This is a genomic window from Litoreibacter sp. JB4-2 (assembly GCF_055693445.1).
Map to the genome: position 1 here is coordinate 2,739,298 of NZ_CM146334.1, position 12,677 is coordinate 2,751,974.

General features: G+C 56.8%; 13 protein-coding genes. 10 read left to right on the plus strand and 3 right to left on the minus strand.

Translation table 11 applies throughout. The annotated features are described in order from the left end of the window. Positions 1-7: 7 nt before the first annotated feature. The gene (locus ACZ1G7_RS13560) at positions 8-541 is read right to left on the minus strand and encodes a hypothetical protein (RefSeq protein WP_472659917.1); all 534 of its coding nucleotides are present in this window, start codon (positions 539-541) and stop codon (positions 8-10) included. 71 nt (positions 542-612) lie between these two features. Here ACZ1G7_RS13560 and ACZ1G7_RS13565 point away from each other — a divergent pair, with 71 nt between their 5' ends. Together ACZ1G7_RS13565 and ACZ1G7_RS13570 are read left to right on the plus strand one after the other, a co-directional pair. Beyond that, positions 613-1,152 (plus strand): hypothetical protein, encoded by a 540-nt coding sequence (locus ACZ1G7_RS13565; RefSeq protein ID WP_472659918.1) that lies wholly within the window; start codon positions 613-615, stop codon positions 1,150-1,152. Continuing rightward, on the plus strand, positions 1,152-1,358 hold the full coding sequence (locus ACZ1G7_RS13570) for a helix-turn-helix domain-containing protein (RefSeq protein WP_472659919.1): 207 nt from the start codon (positions 1,152-1,154) through the stop codon (positions 1,356-1,358). Before ACZ1G7_RS13565 ends, ACZ1G7_RS13570 begins: the two co-directional genes overlap by 1 nt. Here the strand turns inward: ACZ1G7_RS13570 and ACZ1G7_RS13575 are convergent. After that, on the minus strand, positions 1,355-2,722 hold the full coding sequence (locus ACZ1G7_RS13575; RefSeq protein WP_472659920.1) for a mechanosensitive ion channel family protein: 1,368 nt from the start codon (positions 2,720-2,722) through the stop codon (positions 1,355-1,357). The genes ACZ1G7_RS13570 and ACZ1G7_RS13575 overlap by 4 nt on opposite strands. Before the next feature lie 235 nt (positions 2,723-2,957). On the opposite strand from ACZ1G7_RS13575, the gene leuC reads away from it, so the two are divergent. The 4 genes from leuC to ACZ1G7_RS13595 all read left to right on the plus strand — a co-directional run bounded on the left by leuC (position 2,958) and on the right by ACZ1G7_RS13595 (position 7,367). After that, positions 2,958-4,367: a 3-isopropylmalate dehydratase large subunit gene (gene leuC / locus ACZ1G7_RS13580; RefSeq protein WP_472659921.1), complete on the plus strand. Its 1,410-nt coding sequence runs from the start codon at positions 2,958-2,960 to the stop codon at positions 4,365-4,367. A gap of 199 nt (positions 4,368-4,566) precedes the next feature. Beyond that, positions 4,567-5,172 (plus strand): 3-isopropylmalate dehydratase small subunit, encoded by a 606-nt coding sequence (leuD, locus tag ACZ1G7_RS13585; RefSeq protein WP_472659922.1) that lies wholly within the window; start codon positions 4,567-4,569, stop codon positions 5,170-5,172. Positions 5,173-5,535: 363 nt separating this feature from the next. Then, the gene (locus tag ACZ1G7_RS13590; RefSeq protein ID WP_472659923.1) at positions 5,536-6,372 is read left to right on the plus strand and encodes a hypothetical protein; all 837 of its coding nucleotides are present in this window, start codon (positions 5,536-5,538) and stop codon (positions 6,370-6,372) included. A 95-nt stretch (positions 6,373-6,467) separates the two neighbouring features. Further along, positions 6,468-7,367: an endonuclease/exonuclease/phosphatase family protein gene (locus tag ACZ1G7_RS13595; protein ID WP_472659924.1), complete on the plus strand. Its 900-nt coding sequence runs from the start codon at positions 6,468-6,470 to the stop codon at positions 7,365-7,367. Here the strand turns inward: ACZ1G7_RS13595 and ACZ1G7_RS13600 are convergent. Beyond that, a complete protein-coding gene (locus ACZ1G7_RS13600; RefSeq protein ID WP_472659925.1) occupies positions 7,257-8,210 on the minus strand; it encodes a Rossmann-fold NAD(P)-binding domain-containing protein in 954 nt (317 codons plus the stop codon). The two genes, ACZ1G7_RS13595 and ACZ1G7_RS13600, sit on opposite strands and share 111 nt — an antisense overlap. A gap of 89 nt (positions 8,211-8,299) precedes the next feature. On the opposite strand from ACZ1G7_RS13600, the gene ACZ1G7_RS13605 reads away from it, so the two are divergent. The 4 genes from ACZ1G7_RS13605 (at position 8,300) to ACZ1G7_RS13620 (ending at position 12,509) form a co-directional block, all read left to right on the plus strand. Then, on the plus strand, positions 8,300-9,235 hold the full coding sequence (locus tag ACZ1G7_RS13605; RefSeq protein WP_472659926.1) for a LysR family transcriptional regulator: 936 nt from the start codon (positions 8,300-8,302) through the stop codon (positions 9,233-9,235). A gap of 60 nt (positions 9,236-9,295) precedes the next feature. Then, on the plus strand, positions 9,296-10,405 hold the full coding sequence (gene leuB / locus ACZ1G7_RS13610; protein WP_472659927.1) for a 3-isopropylmalate dehydrogenase: 1,110 nt from the start codon (positions 9,296-9,298) through the stop codon (positions 10,403-10,405). 18 nt (positions 10,406-10,423) lie between these two features. After that, positions 10,424-11,401 (plus strand): DMT family transporter, encoded by a 978-nt coding sequence (locus tag ACZ1G7_RS13615; RefSeq protein WP_472659928.1) that lies wholly within the window; start codon positions 10,424-10,426, stop codon positions 11,399-11,401. Between the two features lie 76 nt (positions 11,402-11,477). Next, positions 11,478-12,509, plus strand: a complete 1,032-nt coding sequence (locus ACZ1G7_RS13620) for a LacI family DNA-binding transcriptional regulator (RefSeq protein ID WP_472659929.1) — start codon at positions 11,478-11,480, stop codon at positions 12,507-12,509. Positions 12,510-12,677 lie beyond the last annotated feature (168 nt).

A 12,677-nucleotide genomic window follows, 5' to 3' on the forward strand; every position in this document is an offset into this window, starting at 1 on the left:
CGCGACCTCATGCGCAGGGCGGCAGGTTGGTGATCCCGGCCACTTTGAACACGCGCGCCACTTTTGCGCCGCGCATAAGGGGCATGAATGCGCCGTCTTGGCGTGTCCGGATGCTGATATCCAGTGTGGCGTCAGGGTCTAGTTCGTCAGGTGTTTTGCACCCGGCCAATTGCACGCCCAGCGATCCCTCACTTGCATCCGCATTCTCCGTCTCCCATCCGGCAATGAGCTTTTGCTGCGCGCGAAGTCGGACGTGGTCGGCTTCGGCGATTTGGTAAATACTGTCGCCATCGGGTGTTTTGCTGGCAGAAAGCGTGTAGGTGGCGGCGCTTGTCTCGCCCGTATCCTTCCGCTCGGCTGTAAGTATGATCTGCGCGCTATCGGGTTGAACAGCTACGCCGTCTGGCAGCCGAAGCGCTACAGCAATGTCTGCCGGATCAGCCTCCAGCGGTGACAGGGCAGAAAGCTGGGCGACTGTCCCGGGGACAAGGTTGGTGCATGCACTCAGCCCGATAAGGAGCGCGGGAAGAACGTATTTCATTATGGCCTCTATTGATGAGAATAAAAACTTAATGTAAAACAATAAAAAATGATTCGAAAAGAGGAAATCACATGGCCTTCTCTGCGCGGTTTGTTTCAATTGCCCGGGTGTCTTATTATTTGACGACGCTGGCGATGATTGGGTTGGCAGTCCTGACGGTTGGATTGTTCATGCTGTCTGAACTGGCCCGCACGGTTCTGGTTGATAATGCGCCTCAGGGGCTGAACATCCAGACGCCGCCATCGACGGTTATCGTTTACGCTTTGCTTGTGGTTGGCAGCATTTCCGTGGCTATTCAGCTCTTTGTTCTGTGGCATATGCGCTGCCTGTTCGCGCTATATGCTGAGGGCGAAGCGCTCAGCCGCGCCTGTGCGCAACATATCTCGCGCGCGGGTTTCGGGTTGTTGATCTATCCGGTCGCGGGCGTGTTCTATTACATGGCCTCCTCGGTGTTGTTGACCGTCGGAAACGCGGCGGGTGAGCGGGAGCTCAGCATAGGGTTCTCTTCCTTCGAGATCGCAGGCGCGCTTGGTGGCGCCATGCTGATCCTGGTCGGTAGCGCCATGCAGGAAGCGTCCCGTCAGGCCGAAGAAAACCGGGCCTTTGTCTAATGCAGATCATCATCCGCCTCGACGTGATGCTGGCGATGCGCAAAATGAAGTCGCGCGACCTAGCCCAGCAGATCGGGATCACCGAACAAAACCTGTCGTTGCTGAAGTCGGGCAAGGTTAAAGGCATTCGGTTTGAGACGCTGGCAAAGATTTGCGACGTCCTGGACTGCCAACCGGGCGATCTATTGGAAGCGTCGCGCGACTAATCGAGCGCCATGTTTCCCTCAGGCGCCTTGCCGCTTTCCCCCAAAACCCGAACCTCCCGCTGCGGGAACGGGATGGAGATCTCGTTCTCTTTGAAGATGTCCCAAAGCGCCAGATAGACATTGCCGCGGATGTTGGTCAGCCCGCCCGTCGGATCACGGATCCAGAAGCGCAAGATGTAGTCGACCGAACTGTCGCCAAAGCCCACGATGTGGCAAACGGGCGGCTTGGTTGCCAGCACCCGGTCCACGCCCTTGGCAGCTTCAATCGCCAGCTTGCGCACCACATGCGGGTCGTCGCCATACGCAGTGCCAAAGTAGATATCGAGCCGCACGAAGTCGTTGGAATGCGACCAGTTCACCACCTGATTGGTGATCAGGTCCTCGTTCGGGATCAGGTATTCCTTGCCGTTGCGGGTGACCACGCTGGCGTAACGCGCGCCCAGAGTGTTGATCCACCCGAACGTGTCACCAAGCGAGATCACGTCGCCCGGCTTGATCGATTTGTCGAGCAAGATGATGACGCCGGACACAAGGTTCGACACCACCTTCTGCAGGCCAAAGCCCAAGCCCACACCAATCGCGCCCGACAGCACCGCCAGCCCGGTCAGGTCGATCCCCACCGCCTTGACGCCAAAGTAAAACGCAAGCGCGTAGAACACGATCTGGATGACCTTGACGATCAGCACCCGCATGGACGGCGAGATGTTCTCGTTCGACTGCACCCGCGCCGTCGTGGTGCTGGTCACAAACCGGGCAAGCGCGAACAAGGCGCCGATGATCACGAACCCCTGAACGATCAACAGCAGGGATATGCGGAATTCCCCAACCTCAATCGCGGCGGTGTCCAGCACGCGTTCCGTCTCGTCCAGAATGCCCAGCACATAAAGCGTCACATAGGCCCAGGCGCCGTAGCGCACCATCTGGCGCAGGAACGGCGCGCGGATCAGGCGGGTGGTCAGGGCCACCAGCAGCCAGGCCGTGGCCAACGTCGCGATGATCCCCAAAAGGTGGCTGCGCGACGGCCATGTGACCTCCTGCATGGTCATCACCACGGCCCACATTAGCGCGACGAAGAAGATGGCGCGCAATCGCTGGTGCACCACCACCAGAATGCGCATCCGCCATTTGGGCCAGCCCTCGCGGGTGCCCATCCAGGCGCGGATCCGCGGCCCCAGGATCAGGTGCAGTACAAAGGCCAGGGCGAAGACGCCAACGGCAATGCCCAGCTGATAGGCGCTCCATGGTCGCATCAGTGATGTCAGCAGCGCTTCGGCCTGCCCAAACAGCGACTGGCCCACGTCCAACAGCTCTTCGACCTGCTCGGTGGTGTTGATGCCGTCCGTCTGCTCGGTGTGGTTCGCCATGCGGTGCCCTTTTCCCCGACCCTGCCACGCAAACCCCAAGCGGACAAGGCACATGCCCTTGCGGGACTCAGCCCGACCGTGTATCCGCACTGCTATGACACCCGTATTCGACATGGATGACCGCGCACGTCTGAACGAACGCTTTTACGGCGCAACCCATGCCGTTCTGGCGCGGCTACGTTAAGTCGCCGCCCCCGACGCCAAGACCATTTCCAAAGACATCAGGAGAGAACCAATGAGTTCCCCAAAAACGCTCTATGACAAGATCTGGGATGCCCATGTCGCCCATGAGGCCGAAGATGGCACCTGCCTGCTCTATATCGACCGCCACTTGGTGCATGAGGTGACCTCGCCGCAGGCATTCGAAGGCCTGCGCATGACGGGCCGCGCCGTGCGTGCACCGGAAAAAACCATCGCGGTGCCTGATCACAACGTGCCCACCACTGCCGGGCGCAACGACCCCAAAAACATGACAGAGGACAGCGCCATTCAGGTCGCGGCCCTCGATAAGAACGCCAAGGATTTTGGCATTCACTACTACCCCGTCTCTGACGTGCGTCAGGGCATCGTCCACATCGTTGGCCCCGAACAGGGCTGGACCCTGCCTGGCATGACGGTTGTGTGCGGCGACAGCCACACCGCGACCCACGGGGCCTTTGGCGCGTTGGCGCATGGTATCGGCACGTCTGAGGTCGAACATGTTCTGGCCACGCAAACGCTGATCCAGAAGAAATCCAAGAACATGAAGGTTGAGATCACCGGCAAGTTGCGCCCCGGCGTCACGGCCAAGGACATCACCATGACTGTGATTGGTGAGACCGGCACGGCTGGCGGCACCGGCTACGTGATCGAATATTGTGGTGAGGCCATTCGTGACCTGTCGATGGAAGGCCGCATGACAGTCTGCAACATGGCCATCGAAGGCGGCGCACGCGCCGGTTTGATCGCGCCTGACCAGAAAACCTATGATTACTGCATGGGCCGCCCGCACGCGCCAAAAGGCGCCGCATGGGAGGCAGCGGTCACCTATTGGAAAACGCTCTTCACCGATGAAGGCGCGCATTTCGACAAGGTGATCACCATCAAAGGCGAAGATATCGCGCCCTCCGTCACTTGGGGGACCTCACCCGAAGACGTCCTTCCGATCACTGCGACCGTACCGGCGCCCGGCGATTTTGAAGGTGGCAAAGTGGACGCTGTCCAGCGCTCGCTCGACTATATGGGTCTTGAGCCCGGCACGCCGCTGTCGGACATTGAAATCGACACAGTCTTCATTGGCTCCTGCACCAACGGCCGCATCGAAGACCTGCGCGCCGCGGCTGAGATCGTCAAAGGCAAGAAGGTCAAAGACGGGATGCGCGCCATGGTCGTGCCCGGCTCCGGCCTCGTCCGCGCGCAAGCGGAAGAAGAAGGTCTGGCCGATATCTTCAAAGAAGCCGGTTTCGAATGGCGCCTCGCGGGCTGTTCCATGTGCCTTGCGATGAACCCCGACCAACTGGCCGAGGGCGAACGCTGCGCCTCCACCTCCAACCGCAATTTTGAGGGACGTCAGGGCTACAAAGGCCGCACCCACCTCGTAAGCCCCGGCATGGCAGCGGCAGCAGCAGTGACCGGCAAACTGACCGATGTGCGGGAGATGATGTAATTTGACGGGCGTGACGCCTTGTTGCGCTCTCCAAATTTCTTTCTTGGAAAATCAATCATGCGACACTTGACCACACCGTACGGACACGAAGCGTTTACCTTAACCAATTGGCAAGGTTTGCCGACGCGCGTGTCACTACAGGGTGTGTACGGGATGTGTACGCAATGTGTACGCCGGATTTCCGGCAGGAGACTCAAAAATGGATAAATTCGAAACCCTCACCGGGATCGCGGCGCCGATGCCGTTGGTGAATATCGACACAGATATGATCATCCCCAAACAGTTCCTGAAAACCATCAAGCGCTCAGGGCTTGGCGTGAACTTGTTTGATGAAATGCGCTTTGATCGTCAGGGCAACGAGATTGCCGATTTCGTGCTGAACAAGCCGCAATATCGCGAGACGGAGATTTTGGTCGCCGGTGACAATTTCGGCTGCGGCTCCTCACGTGAACACGCACCTTGGGCGATCAAGGATTTCGGCATTCGCTGCGTGATCTCCACCAGCTTTGCTGACATCTTTTACAACAACTGCTTCAAGAACGGCATTCTGCCCATCGTGCTGCCGAAAGAGGCCGTTGATGTGTTGATGAAAGACGCTGAGAAGGGGTCGAACGCACGAATGACCGTGGATCTTGAAGCGCAGACTGTGACCTCGTCGGACGGGGAGGTGTTTAGCTTTGAGGTGGACAGCTTCAAAAAGCGCTGCCTGATCGAAGGGCTCGACGATATCGGACTGACGATGGAAAAAGCCGCCTCAATTGACACGTTTGAGGCGAAAGCAGCGGCAGACCGCCCCTGGGTCTAATCCGAAACATGCGCGATTTTAGGCCGGTTCCGTTGCGAGCCGGCCTTTTTCGTTGAAAAGGTGTTAACGTTAATTTTGTGGGGCTGTTCATCCTAGCGCCACTTATGCGCCACTTTTTGTCGTATATATAGGTGGTTAGGGCCTATGGACGCCCATATCTGGAATCTCCGAGATTCCGGTGACACAAGAATACCACTAATTCTCCCAATAAAATCCCTCAGTCTTATCAGAGAGTTGAAGGAGTTTATGAATCTGGGCAAAACTGAGGCAAAAATGAGGCACCTTTCGGCAATAGCCAAAGGCACAAGGTGGAACAGAGGGCGGCTAAGCATCGCTTTCGGCCAGTTTGAGGGGTTTGTAGACGTGTTTGCACGCGTATCTGGGGCGATTGTCCGGGCGTTTTTCGTCATGCTTTTGTTGATGACGCCAGCTCTTTTGCTGCCGGGCGTCACAGAAGACTCGCGTCAGGTCATTTGCCTTCTCGCCATCGTTGGTGCCGCAATCACACTGATTGAATATGGCTCACGCTACCCAAGCCTGATCGAATTCCGCAACGCGCCACCGTTCAACCGGATCCGCTTCTGCTCTCTCTTTTTGACGCTGTTTTTGCTGGCTGTTTTGTTCCGTGGGCAATACGAGCCGACGACGCTGACCCGCGTTGTCGCCGCAATTGGCTTGCTGATCGGCCATGTGATCGACTTCCCTTACAGCCCCGTGCGCCTGTTGATCCTGCTCCTGCCGGATACGTCGAACACCCAGCATGTCAGCCTGATCCGCGCCGCCGCGGGCCTGAGCTATTTGATTTCCCTTATCACTCTCGCAGTCTTCCTCATCGCCCTCCGCCTCGGCGGCTGGCCCAACAAGACCGAACCTTTCAACTTCTGGACCAACCTCCCCACCTTCGACCCCACCATGGGCGGCGATATCGTGGCACGCCTGAATCGCGATGCGCGGATTAACATCATGTTAGGTTTCTTCCTGCCATTCTTCATGCCAGCAGTCGCCCGGGCGGCGTCTGGGTTATTTGACGCGTCGATGATGGCGACGCCGCAGACCTTGGTTTGGATGATCGCAATATGGGCCTTTTTGCCGGCAAGCTTGTTCATGCGTGGCATCGCGATGAACCGCATTGCGGGCATGATCGACGACAAACGGCAACTTGGCGCACGCGCTGTGCAAGCTGGCTTGCTTACGGCCTAATTTGCTTGCTTGCGGGGAGCCCTCCTGCAAGCGCGGAACCCTACCGATTTGTAACATATAACGCGGAGCTGACCCGAAAGGGCCCGGGCCTTCTGGTGCGCGATTTGATGCGGTTTGAGGACGCGCTTTTGGTCGCCACGCTCACACGGATTGCACGATTGGCGCCGGATGTGATTGCGCTTCAAAGTTTCGACTATGATTATGAGGGCGTTGCTTTGACGCTGCTGCAAGAGCGGCTAGATGCGCTTGGTCACGAAATGCCATTCTCCTTTTCAGGCGCGCCAAATGCGGGGCTATCGACAGGGTTGGATTTGGACCGAGACGGAAAACTTGATACGGCGCGTGATCGTCAGGGTTACGGGTTGTTTCGCGGTCAAGGTGGCGTCGCGATGCTGTCGCGTTTCCCCATCGAACATGGGCAGGCGCGCGACTTGTCGCAACTTCTGTGGAATGATTTCGACGACGCAGAATTGCCGCAAGGGTATTTCTCGCCCGATGAGCTGGACGTTGTGATGCTGCACGACATCGGCGCTTGGGACGTGCCTGTTCAGTTTCCGGAAGGGCGGCTTCATATCCTTCTGGCGCAAACCGGGCCGCCCGTTTTTGATGGACCCGAGGATAGAAATGGGCTGCGGAATAGCGACCAGATCAGGTTTTGGACGAACTATGTGCAACAGCTTGATGCGTTATTTGTTCTAATGGGCGGGCTGAACAACGATCCGCTTGATGGCGAAGGTTTGAAGCCAAGTTTACTAGCGTTACTCAACGATCCGCTCCTGCAAGATGTACAACCAAAGGCGCCCGGGCTCGCGGGCTCGGACGCTTGTGACACTGTCGATTGGGCGCGCGACATTGGCAGCCTGCGTGTCGACTATATTTTGCCGTCAGCCGGGTTGGGAGTCGCGGCAGCGGCAGTGGAACGTGGAGAGCAAACCGGCGACCTGGGAGACTGGACGGCACATAAACCCGTCTGGGTTGACCTCTTCTGGAAGTGACGCGGCAAGCGCATCTTCCAAAGGTGTTGGTATGAAGTCAGGCAGCAGGGAATCTTTGGCCACTGATGCGATCTGGTGAGGCGTGTCCCAGAGATAGCGCATTTCCAGCAAGGCCCTTCCCATTGGCCAAAATGGGCTGGCGATCTTGATGGGAAGCCAAGACATTTCAAACAGTTTTTGTGGCCGCCCAGAGACACGCGCAATGGCCTGTGTTAGCTCGTGGCCAGTGAGGGTGAAACCCGGAGCAAAAATTTCAGTGTAGACGCCTAGGTCGTCAAGGTTCTCTGCGAGCTGCGCTGCCATGTCGGTGACATCTGGCAAAAATGCCCACGCATGCGGAATGCTTGGATTGCCCGGGTAGCTGATCCTACCGCGATGCGCCTTAGCTGTGATAATCTTGTCGAACCAGTTTCCACTGGCCTGCGTGTCAATGTAGTCGCCTGCGCGCAGAACAATGGTTTTGACGCCTGCGTCGCGATAGGCGCGTTCCATATCGATGCGAATTTGGCCAAACGGATTTGTGGCGCGATGCGGTGTCGTCTCGGACAGGGCTTCCGGCATGTCATGGCCGTAATTGTAGATGTTTCCAGGGATCAATACCGTGGCTCCGGTGTTCTTGGCGACGTCGATCACCTCTTGCGTCAATACTGGCACATCGCGAGCCCAATCGGGGTATGCCGGGTTCCACGCGTTGATGATCAGGTCGGCGCCCCAGGCCGCATCGGCAAGCGTGTCCTTGGCACGGTGAAAGCACCGCACATCCCACCCGGCCCAAGAGAAAGAGCTTTGCGCGTTGCGGCCAAATCGACCCGTTGCGCCCAGTATCAAGACTGTCTTTTGCATGACGTACCCTCGCTTCTGTTTACGCTAAGGTAGGCATTCATCTGTGAAAGGGAATTGAGATTTTTTGATGATATGGTATTCATTTTTGAATGCTAGATGGACTCCACAGCCTAGATTGGTCATTGGTTCAGGCCTTTATCGCGGTTGCAAACAGCGGCTCGCTTTCCGCTGCGGCGCGTGAAACTGGCAGCAGCCAACCGACGTTGGGACGGCAGATTAAAGCGATTGAGGCTCAGCTTGGCGTAACGTTGTTCCAGAGGCAGGCAAAAGGATTCGTGTTGACTGAGGCAGGCCAGCTTTTGTTGCCGGCCGCCATGGCAATGGCCGAAGCTGCAAACAAGTTCGCAACGACAGCGGCAGGACGGGACATGTCGGTCTCTGGCACCGTCCGGATCACAGCAAGTGAGTTCGTTGCGCAATATGTCCTTCCCGAGATTGTTGCCAAGATCAGACGATCACATCCCGACATCCAAATTGAACTAAACGCCACCGATCAAACCGACAATCTGCTGTTTCGGGAGGCTGATGTGGCACTGCGTATGTTTCGCCCAACCCAGCTGGAGGTTGTGACCAAGAAACTTGGCGTCTTGCGTCTGGGTTTTTTCACCTCAGACGACTATGCGGCGGTTCGTGGCGTTCCAAACTCGATCGAAGAGCTGATGGATCATGACCTGTTGGGATACGATCGGTCTGAGCGCTTTATTCGTGGCGCGGCTGAGCTTGGTTGGACGTTGACGCGGAATGACTTCGTCTTTCGGTGTGATCAGCAATCTATCCATGGCGAAATGATCCGCGCCGGATGCGGCATCGGAATTTTGCAATGCGATATTGCACATAAGATGGGATTAGTCCCGGTGTTGCCTGACTTTCCGATGCCAGGCCTAGAGCTTTGGTTGACCTCGCATGAGGCGCTGCGCAGCACGCCACGGGTCAACGCTGTTTGGCGGTATTTAGAGCAGGGGCTGGCGCCATGGCTCAGTCATGACAGCTCGATCCAGATCATGAACAGACGAGGCTCGTCTTGACGCTATGAGCACCCCGCGCTAGGCCGCTGGAAACACCATATACTGTAGCGGAGACTTCCCATGGCCAATCCTTCCCTTCTTATTCTGCCTGGTGATGGCATCGGCCCTGAGGTGATGGATCAGGTTGTACGCATCATTGACTGGTTTGGCGAAAAGCGCGGGCTGAAGTTTGATGTGGAGACCGACCTTGTTGGTGGGGCGGCCTATGACAAGCATGGCGTGCCTTTGGCAGATCAAACCATGGCCCGCGCCATGGAAGTCGATGCGGTACTGCTGGGCGCCGTCGGTGGGCCCAAATATGATGAGCTGGATTTCAGCCTGAAGCCCGAACGCGGCCTGCTGCGTTTGCGTAAAGAGATGGATTTGTTTTCCAACCTGCGCCCGGCGCAGTGCTTCGACGCTTTGGCCGATTTTTCGTCCTTGAAAAAGGATATCGTTGCCGGGCTCGACATCATGATCGTGCGTGAGCTGACATCTGGCGTCTACTTTGGGGAGCCGCGCGGCATTCAGGACGACAATCAAGGCGGTCGCGTTGGGGTGAACACGCAGCGCTACACAACAAACGAGATCCGCCGTGTCGCACGCTCGGCTTTTGAACTGGCCAAGCGTCGCAACAACAAAGTCTGCTCGATGGAGAAGGCTAACGTCATGGAGTCGGGCATCTTGTGGCGGGAGGAAGTCACCTGGGTTCATGAAAATGAATACCCTGAGGTCGAGCTGAGCCATATGTATGCCGACAATGGCGCGATGCAGCTGGTGCGCGCGCCCAAGCAGTTTGATGTGATTGTAACGGATAACCTGTTTGGTGACATCTTGTCCGATTGCGCAGCGATGCTGACCGGATCACTTGGTATGCTGCCATCCGCGTCGCTGGGCGCACCGGATGCAAATGGTCGTCCGAAAGCGCTATATGAACCGGTGCATGGGTCTGCCCCCGACATTGCGGGCCAAGGCAAGGCCAACCCGTCGGCATGTCTGCTCAGCTTTGCTATGGCGTTGCGGTATTCGTTTGACCTAGGCGATGAGGCCACGCGTCTGGAAACCGCTGTGCAGGATGTTCTGGCAAGCGGTGTTCGGACCGCGGATCTGATGCAGGCCGGTGATAAAGACCCGATTTCGACCACCCAGATGGGTGATGCGGTTTTGGCGGCGCTCGACGCGAGCCTGTAAACCTGCGAAGCTCACGCCATGAGTGACCCAAGCAAATCCAACGCTCGCGGCGCGCTATTTGCGCTTGCCGCGTTTGGGATTTTCTCAACTCATGACGTGTTCATTAAGGTGCTGGGGGGAACCTACTCACCCGTGCAGATCGTTTTCTTTAGCGTCATGTTTAGCTTTCCTTTGGCGATGCTGTATCTGATGCGGGACGCGACCAGTGGGACGTTGATCCCCAAGCACCCCTACTGGATGGCCGCGCGGACTGTGGCGGCGGTTGTGACCGGGTTTTCGGCCTTTTATGCATTTTCGGTGCTTCCACTGGCGCAGGTCTACGCGATTATCTTTGCGTCTCCGCTGTTGATCACCATTTTGGCCATCCCCATTCTGGGTGAGGTGGTACGGATAAGGCGTTGGATCGCCGTATTGGTGGGTCTGAGCGGCGTTTTGATCGTGCTGCGTCCCGGGCAGACAGAGCTGGAACTGGGCCATCTTGCAGCTTTGGCTGCGGCTATTGGGGGCGCTTTTTCTTCGATTGTGGTGCGCAAGATCGGACGGGAGGAGCGCAGCGTTGTCCTCCTGCTCTATCCGATGATGGCCAACTTTGTGATTATGGCTGCTATGCTGCCGCTGGTCTATGTCCCGATGCCAATTGAGGATCTGGGTCGCGTCGGCGTGGTCGCGGTATTTGCGTGGATTGCCGGGCGGTTTCTGATCGCAGCTTACAATTCCGGTGAGGCGGTGATCGTCGCCCCAATGCAATATTCGCAGATTATTTGGGCGACAGCCTATGGGTTTTTGTTCTTTGACGAGACGCCGGATATGGGGACTGCGTTAGGGTCTGGCGTGATCATCGCCAGCGGGCTTTACATTGTCTTGCGTGAGAGCCGCAGCAGCGACTCGGAGACACCGGTTCTGCGCACCAGATCACGGCCCGAGACCGGAACAACGCCACGCATCAGCCCTATGTTGCCCGACCACCTGCGGCACAATAAGGATGACGACGGTTAAAGTGGTTGCCAGATCTGAGAATTGTGTCACGAATGATAGCCTGGAATGACACAGAAATATCAGATGTGATGACTTCATGGCGCGACGACCCACGATCAAAGATATAGCGCAGGCTGCGGGCGTTAGTGTTGCTACGGTAAACCGGGTTCTGGCGGGCAATGTCGTTGTCCGCGAAGAGACCGGTCGCCGCGTTTCGGAAGCGGCGCATCGAATTGGTTATCATGGCACCAATTTGATTGAGCAGCGCCTACGCCCAGACCTACCGCGTGTCCGATTTGGGTTTGTGCTGCAAAAGGAACGGCAGAGCTTTTATCAAATGATGGCTGAGGAGCTTGAGAGCTCTGTCGGACAAATTCCTGGAATAAACGGTGAGGTCGTTGTTGAGTTTGCGCCGTCGCAATCCCCAAAGGACGTGTCCGCTGCGTTGTTGGCGATGGGGGATGACGTTGATGTGGTCGGAGCGACTGCAGTCAATCACCATCAGGTCAATGATGCCGTACGCACCCTGTCTGCCAAAGGCGTTCCGACCTTTGCAATGCTATCAGATTTTGCTCAAGGAGAGCGCATAAACTATATTGGTCTCAATAACTTAAAGGTCGGCCGCGGCGCTGCTTGGTTGCTATCTTCAACGACAAGGAAGCCCGGAAAACTTGCAATTTTTGTCGGTGGACATCGTTGGCATGGGCATGATCTGCGCGAGGCCGGGTTTCGGTCTTTCTTCCGTGAGCATCTTCCGCGCTTTGACGTTTTGGACACGTTGGTCAATCTGGAAACACAACAATTGACCCATGAGGCCACGCTAGACCTGTTGTCGCGACATCCCGACATCGTTGGAATTTACGTCGCCGGTGGAGGGATGGAAGGTGCCATCAGTGCGCTGCGCGAGGAACGTACCCCGCGCGATGTTGCTTTGGTTGTCAACGATCTGACACCTGACTCGCGCGCCGGGCTTGCCGATGGATATGTCACTGCTGCAATTGGTACGCCGCTGCAAAGTTTTTGTGTTGAGCTATTCAACCTGATGTCAAAGGCGGCGCTTGGCGAACGGTCAATGATTGCAGGACAGCATTTTCTCGAACCGGTTTTGCATATACCTGAACTTTCATAATGATACTTTCATATCATGCAACCGGTTGCAAAAGTATCATGATTGAGACGGAATGACTCAATTTGTTGACGGTGATGCCCCTCCTCCCCCAGCATAAGCATTAACTGGGTGCCCATTCTTTGGGCAGGGAGGCCCGAATTTTGCGACTGCCAACGTCTTTGAACCATG

What these genes read in the sequence shown, in the direction of transcription:
- leuB (WP_472659927.1), top strand. Translation starts at nt 9,296, where the DNA reads ATGGCCAATCCTTCCCTTCTTATTCTGCCTGGTGATGGCATCGGCCCT.
- ACZ1G7_RS13575 (WP_472659920.1), bottom strand. Translation starts at nt 2,722, where the DNA reads ATGGCGAACCACACCGAGCAGACGGACGGCATCAACACCACCGAGCAG.
- ACZ1G7_RS13615 (WP_472659928.1), top strand. Translation starts at nt 10,424, where the DNA reads ATGAGTGACCCAAGCAAATCCAACGCTCGCGGCGCGCTATTTGCGCTT.
- ACZ1G7_RS13560 (WP_472659917.1), bottom strand. Translation starts at nt 541, where the DNA reads ATGAAATACGTTCTTCCCGCGCTCCTTATCGGGCTGAGTGCATGCACC.
- ACZ1G7_RS13565 (WP_472659918.1), top strand. Translation starts at nt 613, where the DNA reads ATGGCCTTCTCTGCGCGGTTTGTTTCAATTGCCCGGGTGTCTTATTAT.
- leuC (WP_472659921.1), top strand. Translation starts at nt 2,958, where the DNA reads ATGAGTTCCCCAAAAACGCTCTATGACAAGATCTGGGATGCCCATGTC.
- leuD (WP_472659922.1), top strand. Translation starts at nt 4,567, where the DNA reads ATGGATAAATTCGAAACCCTCACCGGGATCGCGGCGCCGATGCCGTTG.
- ACZ1G7_RS13600 (WP_472659925.1), bottom strand. Translation starts at nt 8,210, where the DNA reads ATGCAAAAGACAGTCTTGATACTGGGCGCAACGGGTCGATTTGGCCGC.
- ACZ1G7_RS13570 (WP_472659919.1), top strand. Translation starts at nt 1,152, where the DNA reads ATGCAGATCATCATCCGCCTCGACGTGATGCTGGCGATGCGCAAAATG.
- ACZ1G7_RS13620 (WP_472659929.1), top strand. Translation starts at nt 11,478, where the DNA reads ATGGCGCGACGACCCACGATCAAAGATATAGCGCAGGCTGCGGGCGTT.
- ACZ1G7_RS13605 (WP_472659926.1), top strand. Translation starts at nt 8,300, where the DNA reads ATGCTAGATGGACTCCACAGCCTAGATTGGTCATTGGTTCAGGCCTTT.